The 21,040-nt window shown below is 66.0% G+C and carries 23 protein-coding genes; 7 read left to right on the top strand and 16 right to left on the bottom strand.

From position 1 onward, the window contains the following. Positions 1-3: 3 nt before the first annotated feature. From C5F46_RS11665 to C5F46_RS11640, 6 genes are all read right to left on the bottom strand, one after another. Positions 4-396: a hypothetical protein gene (locus tag C5F46_RS11665; protein WP_107325520.1), complete on the bottom strand. Its 393-nt coding sequence runs from the start codon at positions 394-396 to the stop codon at positions 4-6. After that, complete coding sequence (locus tag C5F46_RS11660; RefSeq protein ID WP_107325519.1) at positions 371-1,018, bottom strand: hypothetical protein; 648 nt, start codon at positions 1,016-1,018, stop codon at positions 371-373. The genes C5F46_RS11665 and C5F46_RS11660 overlap by 26 nt, the downstream gene beginning before the upstream one ends. After that, on the bottom strand, positions 990-2,033 hold the full coding sequence (locus C5F46_RS11655) for a glycosyltransferase family 2 protein (RefSeq protein ID WP_107325518.1): 1,044 nt from the start codon (positions 2,031-2,033) through the stop codon (positions 990-992). Before C5F46_RS11655 ends, C5F46_RS11660 begins: the two co-directional genes overlap by 29 nt. Beyond that, entirely contained in the window at positions 2,008-2,412 is a 405-nt protein-coding gene (locus tag C5F46_RS11650) for a GtrA family protein (protein ID WP_107325517.1), read from the bottom strand. The genes C5F46_RS11655 and C5F46_RS11650 overlap by 26 nt, the downstream gene beginning before the upstream one ends. Next, a complete protein-coding gene (locus C5F46_RS11645; protein WP_107325516.1) occupies positions 2,409-3,116 on the bottom strand; it encodes a class I SAM-dependent methyltransferase in 708 nt (235 codons plus the stop codon). Before C5F46_RS11645 ends, C5F46_RS11650 begins: the two co-directional genes overlap by 4 nt. 117 nt (positions 3,117-3,233) lie before the next feature. Next, positions 3,234-4,244 (bottom strand): NAD(P)H-binding protein, encoded by a 1,011-nt coding sequence (locus C5F46_RS11640; RefSeq protein WP_107325529.1) that lies wholly within the window; start codon positions 4,242-4,244, stop codon positions 3,234-3,236. 268 nt (positions 4,245-4,512) lie between these two features. Between C5F46_RS11640 and C5F46_RS11635 the strand changes: the two genes are divergently transcribed. The 3 genes from C5F46_RS11635 (at position 4,513) to C5F46_RS11625 (ending at position 7,586) form a co-directional block, all read left to right on the top strand. Next, positions 4,513-4,866, top strand: a complete 354-nt coding sequence (locus C5F46_RS11635) for a DMT family protein (RefSeq protein ID WP_107325527.1) — start codon at positions 4,513-4,515, stop codon at positions 4,864-4,866. 115 nt (positions 4,867-4,981) lie between these two features. Then, on the top strand, positions 4,982-6,142 hold the full coding sequence (locus tag C5F46_RS11630; RefSeq protein WP_235820160.1) for a multidrug effflux MFS transporter: 1,161 nt from the start codon (positions 4,982-4,984) through the stop codon (positions 6,140-6,142). A gap of 49 nt (positions 6,143-6,191) precedes the next feature. Further along, the gene (locus tag C5F46_RS11625; protein WP_107325513.1) at positions 6,192-7,586 is read left to right on the top strand and encodes a helix-turn-helix domain-containing protein; all 1,395 of its coding nucleotides are present in this window, start codon (positions 6,192-6,194) and stop codon (positions 7,584-7,586) included. Positions 7,587-7,632: 46 nt separating this feature from the next. Here C5F46_RS11625 and C5F46_RS11620 read toward each other — a convergent pair whose 3' ends face one another. The 5 genes from C5F46_RS11620 to betI form a co-directional block, all read right to left on the bottom strand. Further along, entirely contained in the window at positions 7,633-7,872 is a 240-nt protein-coding gene (locus tag C5F46_RS11620; RefSeq protein ID WP_107325512.1) for a YdcH family protein, read from the bottom strand. Positions 7,873-7,946: 74 nt separating this feature from the next. Next, a complete protein-coding gene (locus C5F46_RS11615) occupies positions 7,947-8,579 on the bottom strand; it encodes a thermonuclease family protein (RefSeq protein WP_107325526.1) in 633 nt (210 codons plus the stop codon). Between the two features lie 54 nt (positions 8,580-8,633). Beyond that, positions 8,634-10,292, bottom strand: coding sequence for a choline dehydrogenase (gene betA, locus C5F46_RS11610; protein WP_107325511.1), 1,659 nt, complete (start codon positions 10,290-10,292; stop codon positions 8,634-8,636). 66 nt (positions 10,293-10,358) lie between these two features. Beyond that, a complete protein-coding gene (gene betB / locus C5F46_RS11605) occupies positions 10,359-11,810 on the bottom strand; it encodes a betaine-aldehyde dehydrogenase (protein ID WP_107325510.1) in 1,452 nt (483 codons plus the stop codon). Beyond that, on the bottom strand, positions 11,807-12,388 hold the full coding sequence (gene betI, locus C5F46_RS11600; RefSeq protein WP_107325509.1) for a choline-binding transcriptional repressor BetI: 582 nt from the start codon (positions 12,386-12,388) through the stop codon (positions 11,807-11,809). The genes betB and betI overlap by 4 nt, the downstream gene beginning before the upstream one ends. 85 nt (positions 12,389-12,473) lie before the next feature. Between betI and choX the strand changes: the two genes are divergently transcribed. From choX to choV, 3 genes are read left to right on the top strand one after another with little or no spacing between them, the layout of a single operon-like run. Then, positions 12,474-13,397, top strand: coding sequence for a choline ABC transporter substrate-binding protein (gene choX / locus C5F46_RS11595; protein ID WP_107325508.1), 924 nt, complete (start codon positions 12,474-12,476; stop codon positions 13,395-13,397). Between the two features lie 48 nt (positions 13,398-13,445). After that, positions 13,446-14,282: a choline ABC transporter permease subunit gene (gene choW, locus C5F46_RS11590; RefSeq protein WP_107325507.1), complete on the top strand. Its 837-nt coding sequence runs from the start codon at positions 13,446-13,448 to the stop codon at positions 14,280-14,282. Between the two features lie 5 nt (positions 14,283-14,287). Next, the gene (gene choV / locus C5F46_RS11585; protein WP_107325524.1) at positions 14,288-15,337 is read left to right on the top strand and encodes a choline ABC transporter ATP-binding protein; all 1,050 of its coding nucleotides are present in this window, start codon (positions 14,288-14,290) and stop codon (positions 15,335-15,337) included. Here choV and C5F46_RS11580 read toward each other — a convergent pair. Continuing rightward, positions 15,313-16,224 carry a DMT family transporter gene (locus C5F46_RS11580; RefSeq protein WP_235820159.1) on the bottom strand — a complete coding sequence of 304 codons (912 nt, stop codon included), beginning with the start codon at positions 16,222-16,224 and terminating at the stop codon, positions 15,313-15,315. The genes choV and C5F46_RS11580 overlap by 25 nt on opposite strands. 58 nt (positions 16,225-16,282) lie before the next feature. Then, complete coding sequence (locus C5F46_RS11575) at positions 16,283-16,879, bottom strand: LysE/ArgO family amino acid transporter (protein ID WP_107325506.1); 597 nt, start codon at positions 16,877-16,879, stop codon at positions 16,283-16,285. A 112-nt stretch (positions 16,880-16,991) separates the two neighbouring features. Between C5F46_RS11575 and C5F46_RS11570 the strand changes: the two genes are divergently transcribed. After that, positions 16,992-17,897, top strand: a complete 906-nt coding sequence (locus C5F46_RS11570) for a porin (protein ID WP_107325505.1) — start codon at positions 16,992-16,994, stop codon at positions 17,895-17,897. 141 nt (positions 17,898-18,038) lie between these two features. Here the strand turns inward: C5F46_RS11570 and C5F46_RS11565 are convergent, their stop codons facing one another. The 3 genes from C5F46_RS11565 to C5F46_RS11555 all read right to left on the bottom strand — a co-directional run bounded on the left by C5F46_RS11565 (position 18,039) and on the right by C5F46_RS11555 (position 21,037). Then, positions 18,039-18,779 carry a YebC/PmpR family DNA-binding transcriptional regulator gene (locus tag C5F46_RS11565; protein ID WP_107325504.1) on the bottom strand — a complete coding sequence of 247 codons (741 nt, stop codon included), beginning with the start codon at positions 18,777-18,779 and terminating at the stop codon, positions 18,039-18,041. 91 nt (positions 18,780-18,870) lie between these two features. Beyond that, positions 18,871-19,248, bottom strand: coding sequence for a hypothetical protein (locus C5F46_RS11560; RefSeq protein WP_107325503.1), 378 nt, complete (start codon positions 19,246-19,248; stop codon positions 18,871-18,873). Between the two features lie 10 nt (positions 19,249-19,258). Further along, a complete protein-coding gene (locus C5F46_RS11555; protein ID WP_107325502.1) occupies positions 19,259-21,037 on the bottom strand; it encodes an SLC13 family permease in 1,779 nt (592 codons plus the stop codon). Between the last annotated feature and the right edge of the window lie 3 nt (positions 21,038-21,040).

The following is a 21,040-nucleotide window of genomic DNA, read 5'->3' as shown; positions in this document are numbered from 1 at the left end:
CGATCATCGCCGCACCTCTACCCCGATCCGGTTGCGCAACTGCGGATAAAGCCCGAACCAGTTGCGCCGGTCGAGCCAGCCGATGCCTTTGTCTTGCGCCTTGTCCTGCACATAGTCCAGCGCCTGATCGGTCAGCACCTTGACCAGCCCGTCGGTGCCCAGCGATCCGACAAGGCTGATCAGTTTGACCGCCGCCTGCACCTGCCCGATCTCGCGGCGCAGCGCCCGCAGCCGGACCGAGGCATCCAGCAGCGCTGGCGGCAGCCCGTGCAGCACCGCGATGCGGTCCATTACAAAGGCTTCGCCCCGGCGCACGAAAAGCGCGTTATAGGCCGCATCGACCACGCCCAGCCGAAACCGGGCGGCCTGATCAGGGTCGGGCAGCGCCTCGGCCAAACGCCATGATCGCAAACGCGGCAAAGGCAAAGAAATGCATGATGTAGAGCAGCGCCGCGACCGGCCCCAAAATCGCCACGCGCAGCCCAAGCGGGCGGTCTTCCAGCCAGAGCCATAGCGCCATCGCCAGAATGCTGAACGGAACCGCAACGATGAAATTCTGGAATCCCCAGAAAAACGAGGCGTTGAACACCACAAGCCCCGCGACGGCGGGCCAGACCATCCAGCGCCCGTGCAGGGTGCGCGACAGCACCATGACCGCAGCGATCAGCAGCACCGCATAGCCTGCCAGCACAAGCTGCGAAAACCGCTCGGCCCCGACCGGGTAGCCGGTCAGCCGCCACAACAGATCGACTGTGGAATTGGGCACCAGCGCGGTGGTGGCGCTGTAATACTCCAGCAGCGCCCCGCCCGTGGTCGCCATGATCACATGCCGGGCGATGTGATTGGGCAGATCGATCAGCGGCAGATGCAGATGCATCAGGATCGGCCCTGCCGTGCACAGGCAGGCGATGACAAAGGCCACAAGCGGCCACAGCCCCGACCGTCCGGGCCGCGCCGTTTCAGTGGCGGGCGCAGGGGGGGATGCCGCCTCAGCGCGCGGCGGTGCCCTGTAGATCATTCCCGGCCCGCTCTTGGCCAGGTTCGGGTTGCACGATTTCATCGACGATGAACCGGGGGCGCCGCTTGGTTTCCTGATAGATCTTTCCGACATATTCACCGATTACCCCCAATGCGATCAAATGCAGCCCGCCCAGCAGATAGATGGGCAACACCGTTGAGGCCCAGCCCGGAACGGTCCTGCCCGTCGCCCAGGCCAGAACCGAATAGCAGACATAGAGAAACGACAGCCCCGCAATGAAAAAGCCTGCCCCGGTGATCAGACGCAGCGGCTGCACCGAAAACGACGTGACCCCCTCCAGCGCGAAAGACAGCATCTTGCGCAGGGGATATTTGCTTTCCCCGGCCGAGCGCGGCGCGCGATCATAGCCGACCACCGCCGAGGCAAAGCCAAGCTGGCGGATCAGCCCCCGCAGGAACAGGTTGGTTTCGCCAAACTCGCCCAAGGCACGCAGGGCCTTGCGACTGATCAGCCGGAAATCGGCATGGTCGGGCAGCAGATCGACCCCCATCTTGCGCATCAGCCAGTAATAGCTGCGGGCCGAAAACCGCTTGAAGGCGGTATCGGCAGCGCGCGATTTGCGGACGCCATAGACGATCTCGGCGCCGTCGCGGTAGGCATCCAGCATCTGCGCCACCACGCCCGGATCGTCTTGCAGGTCGGCATCCATGCTGACGACCACATCCGAGGAGGCCTGCATCAGCCCCGCCAGCAGCGCGCGCTGATGGCCGTGGTTGCGCGACAGCCGCAGGCCCGTGACCCGATGCGCCCGGCTGGCCGCGCAGATCACTTGCCAGGTGCGATCTGACGACCCGTCATCGACCAGAATCACCTCGACGGGGCCTGCCACCCGGCCTGCGGCGCTCAGGTCTGCCACCAGCCGGTCCAGCCGCGCCAGCAGAGCCGGAAGCGCCGCCTCTTCGTTGAAACAGGGCACCACGATCGACAGGCTGGGCGCCGCGCGCTGCACCGGCCGGGCCTTGGCGCCATCAGGCGCGTTCGGTGAAGACGACATGACGGGACCCCACAAAACCGATCAGACTATAGACAAGCGCACCCGAACATTGCGCGATCAAATAGGGCAATCCAGCCCGCTGAAGCCCCACAATCACCAGCAGGTTGACGGCAAAGGCAACCGCAAGAACGGCGGCAAAGCGTATAACAGCCGGCCCGAGGCGCCCGGAATGGCCAAAGGTCCAGTTACTGTTCAGCCAGAACGACAGGCACAGGCCCGCGCCATAGCCCACGGCATTGGCGGCAACGAGGCCCACCCCGGCCCCCCGGTGCAGACCGACGATCACGATCAGGCCAAGCAGCGTATTGGCCACCCCCGTTGCGGCGTAGCGCCAGACTTGCCCGGCAAGCGGGCGGCGGGTGGTTTGCAAGGCCATCATGCAGGCCCTGCGGGGCGGCGGGCATGGCAGGCATATTGTGCGCCCAGCGGCAACCAGCGCAGCGCGGTTTCCAGCGGCCGCAGGCGGGCCAGTGCGGCCGGAAAGAACACATGGAAATCGTGGCGCGCCTCGGCCCAGCCCGCTTGCGCTATTCGCCGCTGCATCTCGCCCGCGGCAATCAGATGGGCGTTGGCATCAAACGGGCATTCGCGCACCGCTTTGCGGGTCAGCGGATTGAGAGGGTTGTGCTCGAACAGCACAAGCCGCCCGCCCGGTCGGGTCAGCCGCGCCAGTTCGCGCAGGCAGGCGTGATGATCGGCATGGTCGATGTGATGAAAGACACAGGCCGTGAACACCACATCAAAGACCTCGTCCGGCGCCGGGACGCGCCCCGCCTTGATGACCAGTTGGTCTTCGCGCGCGCCATGCACCTGCCGCGCCTGATGCAGGCTTTCCTCCGAGACATCGGCGGTGGCAACGTGGCGGGCGGGAAAATAGCGGCGCAGATGCGGCACGGAATTGCCGATCCCGCTGCCGAAATCGAGGATCGCGGGATTGGTCATCCCCCAAAGCCGGGTCAGGCGATGCAACTCGCGGATCTTGTATTCGGCAAAATAGTCGGGCGCCTCGCCCGAAAGGCGAATGCTCTGCGCATGCAGATCGGCATAACTGGCGGCATAGTCATCAAATTCTGGCTTAGACATTGGACCCAATCCCCGCGACACCCCCCAAAAATCACGGGGATGGCGTCGAAATTATGGCCCGATCAGGGCCATAGGCGCAAGATCGCATGGGGCGCGCGATTTGCGCAGCCCCACTGGTCAGAACACCCCATGTTCGCCCAGATCGACCCGCGCCTCGCCGCGCAGCAGGCGGGCATAGAATTCGGCCAGCGTGTCGGTGCCGCTTGACGGTGTCGCCCCGGCATCATAGCGCCCCGTCGCCGGGTCCAGCACCAACATGGATTCGGTCGCATAATAGCGCCCGATCCGCGCCAGTTCTGCCTTGTCGCGCAGCCGCGGTGAAATGCGGCCCAGCGTATCCAGCACCGCGATGATGGCATCCAGCAACCGCACCGGCACCTGCCGGAACTTCGGTTCGCGCCCCAGAAGCCGGAACAGGATTTCGCCCTGCTCGCGCGGGGTGATCGCGGCCCCCGGCCCGCCGATCGGCAATATCTGGTTGCGGCGGCTCTCATCATCCAGACATTCGGCCAGATAGCTGCCCAGATCGTCGTCGCTGATCGGCTTGCAGGCGGTCAGCCGGCCATCGCCAAAAACCAGAAACGGCTTGCCCTGCTGCACCCGCGCAATCTGGCCCGACAGCGATTTGAAAAAGGCCGTGGGGCGCACGATCGAATAGGCCAACCCCGATCCGATCAGCTCCGCCTCAAAAGCCAGTTTCGCCTGCTGAAAGGCCAAAAGCGGTTTTTGCACACAGATCGCCGACAACAGCACCACCTGTTTGACCCCCGCGGCCCGCGCCGCCGCCAGCGCGTCGGAATGCGCCTTGTGGTCGACGGCCCAGGCATCGCGCGGCACCCCGGTGCGCGAGGCGAGACAGGACACCAGCACATCGAACCGCTCGCCACAAAAGCCGTCACGAGAGATCGAGGCCGGATCGGTCACATCGCCAAAGCGCAGTTGCGCGCCCGCGGGCAGGCCCCGCCCAGGGTCGCCCCCGGCGCCGGGGCGCACAAAACAGACAACCTCGTGCCCCTTGCGCAGCAGGGCCGCCACGGTCGCCTTGCCGATGGTGCCGGTGGCGCCCAGCATGAATACCCGTCGCGGATTTGGCGACAGGTCGGGGGTGACGGGGGCGGGTATCGGCATGTCCTGGTCCTTGCAGAAGGCGGGGCTGGCCCGCGGCCGGGCGCAGCCGACCGTCGGGGCCATGTGATCGGTCGCACTCTATGCAAGCCAGACGCGATCCAGAAGGGGGAACCGCATCAGACCGCGACAAAACCTGTTGGCCCGGCGCCCCCCCCCCGCCCAGCCACGCACGCCGCTTGATCTGGTAAAGCCTACGTCTTAAAATCAACGGGTTAGCACCATTCTCCGGGCTCCATTCGCCCCCCAACAGCCGGAGCCCGCCATGACCCTGCCCGCGATTCCCGTTCCGGTGCTGACCATCGGCCTGCTGCTGGTCTCAAACATCTTCATGACCTTTGCGTGGTATGGCCACCTCAAGTTCAAGGCGGCCCCGCTGATCGTGGTAATCCTCGTCAGCTGGGGCATCGCGTTCTTTGAATATCTGCTTCAGGTGCCGGCAAACCGCATCGGCCACGGTCATTTCACCGCCGCACAGTTGAAAACCATTCAAGAGGTGATCACGCTGTCGGTCTTTGCGGTGTTTTCCTGGGCATACCTGAAAGAACCGATCACCTGGCAGCATGGCGTGGGCTTTGCCCTGATCGCCGCAGGGGCCTGGTTCATCTTTCACGACTGGGGCTGATGTGCCCCGGCGCACAGGTCGACCCCGATTTTACCGGATGGACAAAGCCCCGTGACGGGCCTAGCCAATTGCCATGTCTTCGCGCTTTCTAGACCGAACCTCGCCCCCGCATATCATGACGCTGATCCTGCTGGCGGGGCTGGCGGCATTGACGATGAACATCTTTTTGCCCTCGCTGCCGGGCATGGCGCGCGGGTTCGGCGTCGATTACGCGGTGATGCAACTGTCGGTTTCGGCCTATCTGGGCGTCAGCGCGGTGATGCAACTGGTGATCGGCCCGGTATCCGACCGCTTTGGCCGCCGCCCGGTGATCCTGGGCGGGCTGGTGGCGTTCTTGCTGGCCACGGCGGGCACGCTGCTGGCGCCCACGGCGGGGTGGTTTCTGGCCTTTCGCATGGCGCAGGCGGTGGTGGTGACCGGCATGGTTCTCAGCCGGGCGGTGGTGCGCGACATGGTGCCGGGGCCTCAGGCGGCCTCGATGCTGGGCTATGTCACCATGGGCATGTCGCTGGTGCCGATGGTGGGCCCGCTGATCGGCGGTCTGCTGGACGAGGCCTTTGGCTGGCAGGCCAGCTTTGGCCTGCTGGGCGTTCTGGGGCTGGGAGTGCTGGCGCTGGTCTGGGCCGATCTGGGCGAAACCGGCGCCCGCAGCAGTGGCGGATTTGGCGCGCAACTGCGGCTTTACCCACAGCTTTTCCGCTCGCAACGCTTCTGGGGTTATTGCTTGGCGGCCACCTTCGCCTCGGGCGCGTTCTTTGCCTATCTGGGCGGGGCGCCTTTCGTGGGGGGCGAGGTGTTCCACCTGTCGCCCGCAACGCTGGGCTATTACTTTGCCGCCCCTGCCATTGGCTACGCGCTGGGCAATTTCCTGTCGGGCCGCTTTTCTGTGCGCATGGGCATGGATAGGATGATCTGGCTGGGCACGCTGGCCGGAACGCTGGGGCTGGGGCTGGCAACCGGGCTGACGCTGGCGGGCGTGTCGCATCCGGTCGTGTTCTTTTCCGGGATCGGGGTGCTGGCATTGGGCAACGGGCTGACGCTGCCCAATGCCAATGCAGGCATGATGTCGGTTCGGCCGGAACTGGCGGGCACCGCCTCGGGCCTTGGCGGCGCGCTGATGATCGGCGGCGGTGCGGCACTGGCCGCCGTTGCCGGGGCACTGCTGCATCCGGGCGCGACCGAACGGCCTCTGCTGGTGCTGATGCTGGGCTCGTCGGCGCTCTCGGTGCCGGCGATTGCCTGGGTGATGCGGCGGCGCGCGGCGCTCGGTGTTTGACCCCATAATTTGCAAAGGCTAAGGTCGCTTTGCAAATTCGGGGGTGCGCATGGCCACGCAGAAACTCTATGCCGGTGTCAAACTGCGCGAAACCCGCGGGCGGCTGGGGCTGACGCAAAAGGTCTTTGCCGACCGGCTGGGGGTGTCGCTGCCCTATCTGAACCAGATGGAGAACAATCACCGCCCGGTGTCAGCCGCGGTGGTGCTGGCGCTCGCGGGTGAATTCGGACTGGACGTGACCGAACTGTCGGCAGGCGATTCCGAACGCCTGGTGTCGGACATGCGCGAGGCGCTGGCCGATCCGGTCTTTGCCGATGCCGCGCCGCCCCTGGCCGATTTGCGGCTGGCCGCCTCCAACGCCCCGGCGCTGGCACGGGCGTTTCTGGAACTGCACCGCGCCTACCGCCAGACCCATGAACGGCTGGCCAGCCTGGACGAGGCCCTGGGCCGCGAAGGCGCCCAGACAATTGTTTCCCCTTGGGAAGAGGTGCGAGACTTCTTTCACTATTGCGACAATTACATCGACGCCGTAGACCGCGCCGCCGAGCACTTTTCATGCCCAAAAGGCCAACACTTTGACCCGGTTTTGCGGGCTACCGAAGCGCTGGAAGCGCGCGGGATTGAATTGCACTTATCCGACATCCCCGAGTTGCGGCGGCGCGAGGGCAACCAGCTTTGGCTATCCTCGCGCGCCCATGCACCGACCCGCGCCTTTCAACTGCTGCATCAGGTCGCGCTGCTGACCCAGAACGACCTGCTGGAGGCCACGCTCGATCTGGCGCGGTTTCAGTCCGACACCGCCCGCGCCATCGCCAAGATCGGGCTGGCCAATTATTTCGCGGGCGCAGCACTCTTGCCCTACCGCGTCTTTCTGCAGGCCGCGCAGGACACGCGCCACGATCTGGAACGGCTGGCCGACCTGTTCGGCGCCTCGATCGAACAGGTGGCGCACCGGCTCTCCACGCTGCAACGGCCCGGCGCAAAAGGCATTCCGTTTTATTTCGTGCGCGTCGATCAGGCCGGCACGATCACCAAGCGCCATTCCGCCGCGCGGCTGCAATTCGCCCGCTTTGGTGGCGCCTGCCCGCTGTGGAACGTGCATCAGGCGTTTGAAACGCCGGGGCGTTTTCTGCGGCAACTGGCGGAAACCCCCGACGGGGTGCGCTATCTGTGCCTTGCGCGCGATATTTCAAAGTCTGGCGGGTCGTTCCATGCGCCAGTGCGCCGCTATGCCATCGGGCTGGGGTGCGAAATCAGCCATGCGCGTGGCCTCGTCTATGCCGATGACATGGAACTGTCGAACCCCCGCGCCTATGCCCCGATCGGCATTTCCTGCCGCATCTGCGAACGGCGCGACTGCCACCAGCGTTCGGTGCCCCCGCTGGAACGTCGGCTTGCCGTCAACCCCGACGCACGCGGCCTGCTGCCTTACGACATCGCATGAAAAAACCCCGGACTGCGACCGGGGTTTTCACCGCTGTACCGCAGGCTCAGACCGCGGTCAGACGCCGGGCGATCTCATCCTTCAACGCGGCGCGCTTCTTGCGCATCTCGACCTCGGCCAGTTGTTCGACCGGCTCGACATTGGTTTCGGCGCGGTGAACGTCACGGTTGATCTCGTGATATTCCTCGATCAGCCGCGCAAAATGCGCATCCGCCACCTTCAGCGCATGAATTTTTTCCGCCTCGCCGGGGAAGTCTTCGTAAACGTCATGGGGGGTGTTCGACATGGGCTATCCTTTTGCCGCTCGTGTTAAACTGACTCTAGGTCTGTCGCCGCATAGACGCCTTGAGGCGTATCAAGTCAACCACCCGCGCGGCGCCAGCCCGCGGCCTGCGCCTCGGTTTCCGTGCAAAACCAGCGTTCACCTTTGCCCGGCGCAATCCGCGTGCGGTCATAGGCGGCGCTGCCCGGCAGGTGGTAAAGCCGCCCCTTGTCGGAGATATTACCCTTGATCACGCAGCCGCCCGGCGCCGGGGCGGCTGCCCTGCGCCGATCCTCGGGGCGCTCGGCCGCCCCCGCCCAGACGCCGCGCCGCGCCGCCCGCGCCGCAGCCTCGGCAGGCAGGTAATCGGCGGAATAGCGGGCATAGGCAAAGGCCGCGCCCTCGGCCACCATCGCGGCGCCAAGATCTTGCCCACCCGCCGCACAGCGCGCTACCAGGCGGCCATAACGGTCACGCTCGCGCCCCTCGCAGCGCACCGCGCCACCGCTCAGCGCCTCCAGCCGTGCGGTGGCATGAGCGCCGCAGTCCCAGCGCCGCCCCGCCGCATCGCGGCAGGCCTGCCCGGCTTCGGGCGCGTCGATGCCAAACAGCCGCACCCGTTCGCCCGCCACCTCCAGCGTGTCGCCATCAATCACCCGCGCCACCCCCACGACCGATTGCGCGAAAGCCGGAGATGCTATCAGAACGATAAGTGAACAAATCCTTAACATGCCCCACATCTGGTAGATGCGCGACGCCGGGTCAAGCGATAGTGTGGCGCAACCTTAACGCTGTCGGCTCTGCCAATCGGGCGCGACCCAGGGCTGCACTGCGGCGGGCGGCAGCATCCCCCGGCCCAGAATGTGATCGGCGGCCTTTTCCCCCACCATGATCGAGGGCGCATTCAGGTTGCCATTCGTCACCCGCGGAAAGATCGAACTGTCGGCGACGCGCAGCCCCTGAACCCCGATCACCCGGCATTCGGGGTCGACCACCGCCATCGGGTCATCCGCCCGCCCCATCCGGGCGGTGCCGCAGGGGTGATAGGCGCTTTCGGCATGATCTCGGATGAAGGCGTCAATCTCGGCATCGCTCTGCACTGCCGCACCGGGCTGGATTTCGTGCTTCACATAAGCGGCCAGAGCGGGTTGGCCGAAAACCTCGCGCGTCAGGCGGATGCAGCGGCGGAACTCTTCCCAGTCTTCGGGGTGCGACATGTAGTTGAAGCGGATCGCGGGCGACACCTCGGGGTCGGCACTTTGCAGGCTGACCCGGCCGCGCGACTTTGACCGCATCGGGCCGACATGCACCTGGAACCCGTGCCCCTCGGCTGCGGCCTTGCCGTCATAGCGCACGGCGATGGGCAGAAAATGATACTGGATATTGGGATAGTCCACCCCCGCGGCAGACCGGATGAAGCCGCAGGCCTCGAACTGGTTCGAGGCGCCCAGGCCTCGCCCGGTGAACAGCCACTGCGCCCCGACCGTCAACTTGCCCCACAAGTTCCAGTAACGATAGAGCGTGATCGGCTGGGCTGCGGCAAATTGCATATAGATTTCAAGATGATCCTGAAGGTTCGCTCCCACGCCCGGTCGGTCGGCCAGAACCTCGATCCCGTGTTGGGCCAGATGCGCTGCAGGCCCGATGCCCGACAGCATCAACAACTTCGGCGTGTTGATGGTCGAGGCCGAGAGGATCACCTCGGCCCCGGCGTTGATGGTCTCGATGCGCCCGCGCCGCGCAACCTCCACCCCCACCGCGCGACCCTCGCGGATCACCACGCGCCGCGCCAACGCCCGGATCACCCGGCATTTTCCGGTCTTCAGCGCAGGTCGCAGATAGGCATTGGCCGCCGACCAGCGCCGCCCGCGCCAGATCGTGGCCTCCATCGGGCCGAATCCTTCCTGCTGCGCACCGTTGTAATCGGGGGTATAGGGGTATCCGGCCTGCTGACCCGCCTCGATGAAGGCACCAAACAGCGGGTTGTCGCGCGGCCCTCGCGTCACATGCAGCGGCCCGTCATGGCCGCGCCAATCAGCATCGGTGCCGGGCTCGCCGCCATGCCAGTTTTCCATCCGGCGAAAATAGGGCAACACATCGGCATAAGACCAGCCCGCCGCGCCCTGATCTGACCAATGGTCAAAATCGCGCGCATGGCCGCGGACAAAGACCATGCCGTTGATGCTGGATGATCCCCCGATCACCTTGCCCCGCGGCGTGGCCAGCCGCCGCCCGTCGAGGGCCGCCTCAGGCTCGGTCGAAAACCCCCAGTCATAGCGCGACATCGACATTGGATAAGAAAGAGCCGCTGGCATCTGGATAAACGGCCCGAAATCTGACCCGCCATGTTCGATAAGTGCAACCTTGTGCCCGGCCTCTGCCAGCCTCCAGGCCAGCGCGCAGCCGGCCGACCCTGCCCCCACGATCACATATTCCGCCTGCATCCGCGCACCCTGCCTGCTGCTTGGTTCAAATAACCCCGAGGGTCCGGGGGCAGCGCCCCGGCGCGCTCAGTAAGGCGCCTCGACCGGGCCAAGCCCGACATAGACCGACTTCACCTGGGTATAATGCTCCACCGCGGCGCGCGAATTCTCGCGCCCCAGCCCCGAGGCCTTCACCCCCCCGAAGGGCGCCTCGACAGGGGTCAGGTTATAGGCGTTGATCCAGCAGGTGCCGGCCTGAAGCTGCGCAATCACCCGATGCGCCCGCGCCAGATCGGCGGTGAAGACCCCGGCCGCCAGCCCGTATTGCGTGGCATTGGCCCGCGCGACCACCTCGTCTTCGGTGTCGAACTCCAGCACTGCCATCACCGGGCCGAACACCTCTTGGCGCGCCAGCGTCATGGTGTCGGTCACCTCGGCAAAGACCGTGGGTTCCACGAAAAATCCGCCCGCATTGCCGATGCCGCCGCCACAGATCAGTCGCGCGCCTTCGGCCTGCGCCCCGTCGATATACCGCAAAACCTTGTCGCGCTGCGCCGCGCTGACCAGCGGGCCGAACTGCGTGGCCGGGTCCAGCGGGTCGCCCGCCCTGATCGCGGCGGTGCGTTCGGCCAGCAGGTCCAGAAACCGCGGCTTTATCCCGGCCTGCACGAAAACCCGCGTGCCGTTCGAACAGACCTGCCCCGAGGAGTAGAAATTGCCCAGCATCGCGGCCCCCACCGCATCCTCAAGGCTTGCGTCATCAAAGACGATCAGCGGGGACTTGCCGCCCAGCTCCATCGTCACATGCCGCATCCCGGCCGCCGCCGCGGCATAGACCCGCGCGCCGGTTTCCACCGAACCGGTCAGAGACACCTTGGCCACCCGCGCGTCGGATACCAGCCGCGCCCCCACCGCGCCACGGCCTTGCACCACGTTGAACAGCCCCGCAGGCAGCCCCGCCTCGGCCAGAATCTCGGCCAGTTTCAGCGCGCCCAGCGGTGTCAGCTCCGACGGTTTGAACACCATCGCATTGCCCAGCGCCAGCGCCGGCGCGGCTTTCCAGCAGGCGATCTGACTGGGGTAATTCCAGGCGCCGATGCCAAGACAGACCCCCAGCGGCTCGCGGATCGTATAGATGAAATCGCGCCCCAGCGGCACCGTCTCGCCCGTCACCGTGGGCGCCAGCCCTGCGAAATATTCCAGCGCATCCGCGCCCGAGGGCCAGTCGGCCACGCGGGTTTCCTGCAAGGGCTTGCCGGTATCCCGCGTTTCCAGGCGCGCCAGTTCCTCACCCCGGTCGCGGATGATCGCTGCCGCCCGCGCCAGAATGCGCCCGCGTTCCACCGGGCGCCGTGCGGCCCAGTCGCGCTGCGCTTGCGCGGCCCCCGCCAGCGCCGCCTCGATCACCGCCTCGGTTGCCTCGTGCAGAACCGCGATCACCGCGCCAGTGCCCGGATAGATCACCTCAAAGGCCGCGCCTGCGGTATCTTCGACATAGGCGCCGTTGACGAAATGGCTGGCGTTCGGTTGTGCGATCATGGCCGCCCCTCCAGTTCACGGTCGAGATAATCCAGCACCAGATCGGCCGCGCCTCGCGCATCGGGGGCGCCCGTGCGCAGCGCCGCGCGGATATAGACGCCGTCGATCAGCGCGCCCAGGCCGCGCGCCACCGCCGCGGCCCGCGTGCCCACCAGTGGGCGCAGATCGTGCATCAGGTTCGCGTGCAGCCGCTGCTGATAGACCGACAACAGCCGCCGCGCCTCGGGCAGGGTCTGGGCAAGCACATAAAAGTTCAGCCAGGCCCCCACCACCTCGCGGCGAAAGCTGCCCGGCCCGAACGAGGCGCGCACAATCGCACGCAGCCGCCCCTCGTGCCCCTCGGCGGCCGTCAGCGCGCCGCGCACCTCGGCGCCATACAGCGACAGGATCGACCGCATGGCAGCCAGAAATATCTGTTCTTTCGACCCGAAATAGTGATGCGCCAGCGCCGGCGACATGCCCGCCCGCCGCGCGATCTGGGCCACGGTCACATCCAGCGACCCGGCATCGCCCACCGCTTCGATGGTGGCTTTCACCAAGGCAGCCCTTCGGATAGGCTCGGCCCCAAGTTTCGGCATGGCAAACCCCGGAAACTGCGTGCCTGCCGGAGCTACAAGCAAGTTAATTGACTCGTCAATCAACAAAAGCGTCAGGGAGCCCGAGATGACACTTCGCACCGCCCTTCTTGCCACCGCCCTTGCCGGGCTTGCCCTGCCTGCCGCGGCCGATTGCAGCAAGGTTACCTTCTCGGATGTCGGCTGGACCGACATTACCGCCACCACCGCCGTAGCCAGCACCGTGCTGACCGCGCTGGGCTATGACACCGAAACCAAGCTGCTGTCGGTTCCCGTCACTTATACCGCGCTGTCCACCGGTGATATCGACGTGTTTCTGGGCAACTGGATGCCGACGATGGAGGCCGATATCGCCCCCTACCGTGAGGCGGGCACGGTCGAGACGGTGCGCACCAATCTGACCGGCGCCAAATACACGCTGGCCACCAATGCGGCCGGCGCGGCCTTGGGGATCGACAGTTTTGACGACATCGCGGCGCAATCCGGCCCGCTGGGCGCCCAGATCTACGGGATCGAGCCGGGCAATGACGGCAACCGCCTGATCCTCGACATGATCGAAAAGGGGATGTTTGGCCTGTCGGGCTTTACCCTGGTCGAAAGCTCCGAACAGGGGATGCTGGCGCAGGTGGCGCGCGCCGACGGCGCGGGCGAACCCGTCGTGTTTCTGGGCTGGGAGCCGCATCCGATGAACGCCAATTTCCAGATGACCTATCTGGCGGGCGGCGACGACGTGTTCGGCCCGAACTTTGGCGGTGCCGAGGTGGCCACGAACACCCGCAAGGGCTATGTGGCCGAATGCCCCAACACCGGGCGTTTCCTGCAAAACCTCGAATTCAGCCTGACGCTGGAAAACGAGATCATGGGCGCGATCCTGAATGATGGCACCGACCCGATGGAGGCCGCGAAAACCTGGCTTGCCGCCAACCCGCAGGTGCTGGGGCCGTGGCTGGAGGGCGTGACCACCAAAGACGGCGGCGATGCGATGGCCGCCGTTACCGCCGCGCTCAAGTGACGGCACAGGCGGCGGGGCCAGCCCCGTCGCCGCAACTACGGGCGCCGGATGGACTGGATCGACATTCCCAAAATTCCGGTCGGCAAGACCGCGAAACTGGTCTTTGACTGGCTCAAGCTTCATGCCGGGGCCTTTTTCGACGCGCTGGCCGATGTAATGCAGGCGCTGATCGACGCCTATATGTGGCTGCTGCAAACCCCGCCGCCGCTCTTTATCATCGCAGGCTTTACCGCGGTGACATGGATCTTGCAGCGCAACTGGAAAACCACGGCGCTGGTGTTTGCGGGGTTCCTGTTCATCCTCAATCAGGGCTATTGGAAGGCCACCACCGAAAGCCTGACGCTGGTCTTGTCGGCCTGCGTGGTCTGCATGGCGGTGGGGGTGCCGATCGGCATCGCCGCCGCGCACCGGCCCCGGCTTTACGCCGCGATGCGCCCGGTGCTTGACCTGATGCAGACGCTGCCGACCTTTGTCTATCTGATCCCGGCAATCGTGTTTTTCGGCATCGGCATGGTGCCGGGCCTGATCGCCACCGTCATCTTCGTGCTGCCTGCCCCGATCCGGCTGACGCATCTGGGCATCTCGTCCACCCCGCAACCGCTGCTGGAGGCCGCTACCGCCTTTGGCGCCACACCCCGGCAGGTGCTGTGGAAGGTCGAACTGCCCTACGCCCTGCCGCAGATCATGGCGGGCATGAACCAGACGATCATGCTTTCGCTGTCGATGGTGGTCATTGCCGCGCTGGTGGGGGCAAACGGGCTTGGCGTGCCGGTGGTGCGAGCACTGAACTCGGTCAACACCGCGCTGGGGTTCGAGGCGGGCTTCATCATCGTCGTCGTCGCCATCATCCTTGACCGGATGCTGCGCTGGGAGGGCCGCAAGTGACCCGCATCACCAACCCGAAGACGACGGCGGGCGTCGCCGTGCGGTTCGACTGCGTTTCAATCGTTTTCGGCGATCATCCCGAACGTGCCCTGCCGCTGATGGATCAGGGGCAAAGCCGGTCAGAAATTCAGCAGGCCACAGGGCAGGTGCTGGGGGTGCATGACTGCTCGCTGTCGGTGGCCGAGGGCGAAATCCTGGTCCTGATGGGGCTTTCGGGATCGGGCAAATCCACGCTGCTGCGCGCGGTGAACGGGCTCAACCCGGTGTGCCGGGGCGCGGTGCAGGTCTGCGACGGCAACGCGCTGGTCGATGTGACACATGCCGATGCCGCCACGCTGCGCCGTATCCGGCTGCACCGCGTCGCCATGGTGTTTCAGCAATTCGGCCTGCTGCCATGGCGCACGGTGCGAGAGAATGTGGGCCTGGGCCTTGAACTGGCCGGAATGCCCAAGGCCGAGCGGCGCGAAAGGGTCGCAGCCCAGCTTGACCTCGTGCACCTCTCGGATTGGGCCGACCGCAAGGTGGGTGAATTGTCGGGCGGCATGCAGCAGCGCGTGGGCCTTGCCCGCGCCTTCGCCACCGAAGCGCCGATCCTGCTGATGGACGAGCCGTTCTCGGCGCTTGACCCGCTGATCCGGGCCGAGTTGCAGGACGAATTGCTGGAACTGCAATCCACTCTGCGGCGCACCATCATCTTTGTCAGCCATGACCTGGACGAGGCGTTCAAGCTGGGCAACCGCGTGGCCCTGATGGAGGGCGGGCGGATCGTGCAAGAGGGGCGCGCGCGCGACATCATCGCCCGCCCCGCCAGCCCCTATGTCGCCGATTTCGTCGCCCACATGAACCCGTTGGGGGTGCTGACCGCCGCCGATGTGGCCGAACCGGGCGCAGCACCCGGCGTGCCCCAGGTCGCGCCCGAAATGCCCGTGCGGCAGGTCATGGCGATGCTGACGCGCCACCCGGTTCTGGCCCTGCCCGGCGGGCGGATCAGCCGCGAAGGCGTGATCGCCCGGCTGATCGACCCGCAGGGTCAGACCGGCACGCCCCCCGACTGAGGCTGAGTCAATCCGCGCCGCTTCAGTTGCGCCTCGCGCCATGTCAGCCAGCTGATCGCCGCAATGATCAGCCCGCCGCCCGCAATCACCATCGGATCGACCGGCTCGGAAAACACCAGCGCCCCCAGCGCCGTGGCCCAGACCAGTTGCAGGAAGGTGACCGGCTGCGTCACCGTCATCGGCGCCGCGGTAAAGGCGCGCGTCATGCAATAATGCCCCGCAGTGCCAAACACCGCCACCAGCGCCAGCCAGCCATATTGGGTCAGGCTGACCGGCACCCAGACCATCGCGGCAAAGGGCGCCAGCCCAAGTGTCACCGTCAGCGCCATCATCGCCACCACCACCGTGGCGGGGACGATTTCCGACAGACGCTTGGCCACCAGATAAGACAGGCCAAAGCAGACCGAGGCGCCCAGTTGCGCCCAGTGGCCTGGCGCGATGTCACGCAGGCCGGGGCGCAGCACGATCAGCGCGCCAACCACCGCCACCGCAATCGTGCCCACCCGCCGCGGCGCCAGCTTTTCGCCAAAGGCAAGCGCCGCGCCAATGCTGACGACGATCGGGTTGAGATAGCCAATCGCCGTCACCTCAGCCACCGGGATGCGTGCCATCGCGTAAAACCACAAGATCACCGCCAGCGTATGCAACCCGCCACGCAGCACGAACACCCGCATCGACCCTTTGGGCACCCCGCCGCGCCGCATCAGCGCCACCAGTGCCGGGGTCAGAAACGCCAGGCCAAAGGCAAAGCGGATAAAGGCGCTTTGCGGCGCGGGCAGATCGGTGCCCAGATAGCGTACGATCCCGGTGACTGCCACAAAGCACAGCCCCGTGGCCAGCATCCACAACACCCCGATCAGGGGCCGGTTCGCAGCAGGTGACATCATTGCGCGACTTGGCCCCAAGCGCGCGCGCCTCGCAAGCGCGCGATTGTGTCGGGCACAACTACCCCAGCGCCAGCCGTGCCGCGATCGACCACATCACCACACCGATCAGCACATCCAGCACCTGCCAGGCACGGGGCCGCGCAAACACCGGCGCCAGCGCCCGCGCACCATAGCCCAGCGAGAAAAAGAACAGGAACGACCCGGTCATAGCCCCGCCGGCAAAAGCGACCTCCCGCCCCGGAAACTGCGCCGAGATCGCCCCCAGCAGCACCACCGTATCCAGCCACACATGCGGGTTGGCCCAGGTCAGCGCGGCCAGCGTGGCCAGCACCGCGGCCAGGGGCGCACCCCCGCCCGCCGCCGCAAGCGCCGACCCGCCGCGCCAGGCCGACAGGAACGCCCGCGCCCCATACCAGACCAGAAACGCCACCCCGCCCCAGCGCAGCGCGGGCGCCAGCCAAGGCGCCGCCGTCGAGGCCACCGCAAAGCCCGAAACCCCCAACGCGATCAGCGCCGCATCCGAAACGGCGCAAAACAGACAGACCGCAAACACATGCTCGCGCCGCAGCCCCTGCCGCAACACAAAGGCATTCTGCGCCCCGATCGCCACGATCAGCGCCAGCCCCAGTTTCAACCCCGCCCAGAATGCCCCCATGACCCTGCCCTGTTGCGATCGATCCACACCCCGCCGAATTCGGCCCGCCCCCGGTCGCACAATATCTCGCGCAAGGGTAGAGTGCGCGCAACATGATATAAGGAGACCCCCGATGAAATCGCTGTCCGCCCCCCTTCTCGCGCTGCTCGCCACCACGACCCTTGCGCAGGCGCAAACGGCCGATCAGCCAATGTATGTCTCGGGCGATCTGCGCTTTGACTATGCCGATACCAACGGCGGCGATGCCGATCTGGCACAGATCGACATCTCGCTGGGTCTGCGCATGGGCGCGCCGGGCGGCAATCCACTGGGGTTCGAACTGGGGATCAAGGGCTATGAAAGCGCCGAATTCGACCTGTCGGACTATGCGCTGTTCCCCACCCTCTGGGTCGAAACCGGCTATGGCAAATTCTCGGTCGGCGCCCCGCGCTCGGCACTCGCCGACCGGATCGAAACGCCGCGCTTTGGCGGCAGCCGCATTGCCGACCCGCTCCTGGATGGCGCGCTGAACACCACCGAGGCGCTGGCCACCCTCGGCGACCAGTCCTTCTACGGCCTGCGCTACGACGGCACCTTTGGCGATTACGATGTCGGCGCCTCATGGCACCATTTCGACAACAACGCCGACACCCTCACCGCCGTCGTCGCGCGCGACCTTGGCGCCTTCGACTTTGCGCTCGGGGTCGAACTGATCGACGCGCCGGGGCTCAACGAGGAAAACCTGCTGGCCACCCTTGGCTATGACGCGGGCCAGTATGGCGGCCGCTTCACCTGGGGCCAAAGCGGGATCGTGGGTGACACCGACGGCGTGGCTCTGGAAGGCTTTTACAAGCCCTTCGATCCGCTGACCCTTGGCGCAAGCTGGGGCCGGATCGACGCGGGCAGCGACCCCCACATCCTTGGCGTCAGCGCCGAGATGGAATTCCTGACCAATGGCTATGCCGGTGTGGGCTATGTCGATGCCGAAGACGCCGACAACGCCGCCACCGCCTGGGTCGGCTGGAAACTCGACTACTAAGGCCCAATGAAATCGGGCCGCACCTTGCCGGCGCGGCCCGTTCTGTCTGCCCCTGCTTTCAGCTTGGTCCAAATATCCCAGGGGGTGAGGCCGCAGGCCGAGGGGGGCAGCGCCCCCCTGCCGCCCACCGATACGGGCCGCTTACAATTGGGCGGCAACATCTTCGGGGATGTCGAAATTGCCGGTGACGGTCTGCACGTCGTCATCTTCTTCCAGGGCGTCGATCAGCTTCATCAACGTGCGCGCGGTGTCCAGATCGACATTGGTGCGGTTCTGCGGCTTCCAGACCAGCTTCGACTCGGTGCTTTCGCCCAGCGCCGTCTCCAGCGCCTCCGACACTTCGCTCAGGCTGGTGTCGGCGCAATAGATCCAGTGGCCTTCCTCGTCGCTTTCCACGTCATCGGCCCCCGCCTCCAGCGCAGCCATCAGCACCGTATCGGCATCGCCCGCGCTGACCGGATAGGTGATCTCGCCAACCCGGTCGAACATGAAGCTGACCGACCCGGTGGTGCCCAGGTTGCCGCCATATTTGGTGAAATAGCTGCGCACGTTGCTGGCGGTGCGGTTCAGGTTGTCGGTCATCGCCTCGACGATGACCGCAATCCCGTTGGGCCCATATCCCTCATAGCGGATTTCGGTGTAATCCTCGGCATCGCCGCCTTGCGATTTCTTGATGGCACGGTCGATCACGTCCTTGGGGCAGGACACGGCCTTGGCAGCCTTCACCGCCAGCCGCAGGCGCGGGTTCTTTTCGGGGTCCGGGTCGCCCATCTTGGCGGCCACGGTGATCTCTTTCGCCAGCTTGGAAAACAGCTTGGAGCGCAACTTGTCCTGACGCCCCTTGCGGTGCTGGATGTTCGCCCATTTCGAATGGCCTGCCATTGCGCCCTCGTTCTTGCGGAAAATGCGGTTGCGGGCCTCTATAAGGCAGGCCTGCCCCCCGCCGCAAGCACCGCCATGCGCGGCTGCGCGCTCAGCCTGCGTCGCGCTCGCGTCCGAGCCGGTTCATCGCCTCGGGCGTGCGCCAGTGCCAGGCGCGGCCCGCATCGTCGCGCAGCACGATATGGGCATAGGGCGCGACCAGCTCGCCCAGCGCAGGCTCCAGCCAGTTTTGCCGCTCGATGGTGATTTCATAGCGCAGCGGCTGTGCGCAGCGCTCCAGCTCGCCGGTCAGCACGCCGCTGTCAACCGGGGTCAGCGCGGCCCGGCAGATGCTGCCGTCGGTAAAGGCCACGCGCAGGCTTTTCGCACTCAGGCTCACACTGTCGGGGCGGGCGCCGGTCAGCGCCTCGGGCAGCGGCGTGCAGGCGGCCAGGGCGGCCAGCGCCAGAGGGAACAGCGGGCGGATCATCGGCACCTCCTTACAGTGGCCAGATCATCGGGATCACAAGGCAGGCCACGATCCCGGTGATAATATCAAGCGGCAGACCCAGCCGCAGGAAATCGGTAAACCGATAGCCGCCGGGGCCGTAAACCATCATATGCGTCTGATAGCCGATCGGCGTGGCAAAGGCCACCGAGGCCGCAAACATCACTGCCACCGCAAAGGGCCGCGGGTCCAGCCCAAGCGAGCGCGCCAGTTCGATGGCGATGGGGGCCAAAATCACCGCCACCGCATTGTTCGACAACAGTTCCGTCATGATGAGGCCCATGAAATAGACCGCCGCCAGCGCCAGCACCGGCGGCAGCCCGGCCAGATAGGGGCTGACCGCATCGACGATCATCTGGATCGAGCCTGCCTGTTCCAGCCCCTCCCCCACCGCCAGCATGGCAAAGATCATCGCCAGCAACCGCCCGTCGATAAAGGAAAACGCCTCGTCGGCGTCGATGCAGCGCGTGACAAGAATGACCGCCACCGCCAGCATCGCCAGCATCATGATCGGGGCGGCATTCACCGCAGAAAGCCCCACCACGGAAAGCAGCGCCACCACCGCAATCGGCATGTGGCTGCGGCGAAACGCCCGGCCCCGCGGTCGCGCGACATCGACCAGATCCATGTCGGCGGCAAGCCGGGCAATATCTTCGGCCGATCCCTCCAGCAGCAGCGTGTCGCCCACCACCACCACCAGATCGTCCAGCTTGCGCCCGATATTCTGGTTGCGGCGGTGCGCGGCCAGAACATAGACGCCATAGCGGCGACGCAGCCGCAACTCGCCCAGCGACCGCCCGATCATCCGGCAGCCGGGGCTGATCAGCACCTCGACCGTCTCGGTCTGGACCGAGCTCAGCTTGTCCACCATCCGCAGGTCGGGATTTTGCTGCATTCCCAGCAGTTCGGCCATCTCGGTGCGCAGCACCACCCTGTCGCCGGCCTGTAACCCGACCGCGGCCAGATCGCGGCGCAGGCTGGCATCGCCGCGCAAAACGTCGATCACCCGCACGCCTTCGCGGCGAAAGATATCGACGGCCAGAACCGGCTTTCCAATCAGGCTGCTGCCTTCGGGCAGGGCGACCTCGGTGAAATATTTCATCTTGCGCCGGCCGCTCAGCATCACGCCCATCGACTGCCGCTCGGGCACCAGACGGCGGGCAAACAGCGCGATGAACACCGCCCCCGCGGCGGCCACCGCAAGGCCCGCCGGCGCGATCTCGAAGATCGAGAAAGGCGCAAGCCCCTTGGCCTGCGCCACACCATCCACCAGAATGTTGGTCGAGGTGCCGATCAGCGTGATCATCCCGCCCAGAATGGTGAAATACGACAGCGGCATCAGATAGCGCGACGGTGCCACCCCCAGCCGTTGCGCCAACTGGATGAACACCGGGATCATCACAGCCACCACCGGCGTATTGTTCATCACAGCCGAAGCCGCGACCACCAGCGCGAACAGCAGCGCCACCGTCAGCCCCGGCCGTGTATCGACGCGGGCCTCGATCAGACGCGTCATCGCCTCCAGCGCGCCGGTGCGCACCAAAGCCCCCATGATCAGGAACATGAAGGCAATCGTCCAGGGCGCAGAGTTCGACAGCGCCCCCACCGCCTGATCATAGGGCAGCAGCCCGCTGGCCAGCATCACCGCCGCGCCGCCGATCGCCACCACCTCGGGCGGCACCTTTTCGCGCAGGAACATCACGAACATGCCCGCCACGATCAAAATACCCGCCAGGGCCTGAAGATCGGGGGGCAGGGCGTCGGCGATCATGCT

Source organism: Phaeovulum veldkampii DSM 11550, assembly GCF_003034995.1.
Taxonomy (GTDB): Bacteria; Pseudomonadota; Alphaproteobacteria; order Rhodobacterales; family Rhodobacteraceae; genus Phaeovulum; species Phaeovulum veldkampii.
Note: the sequence above shows the minus strand (reverse complement) of the source record. Positions and strands in the feature narration are given on the sequence as shown.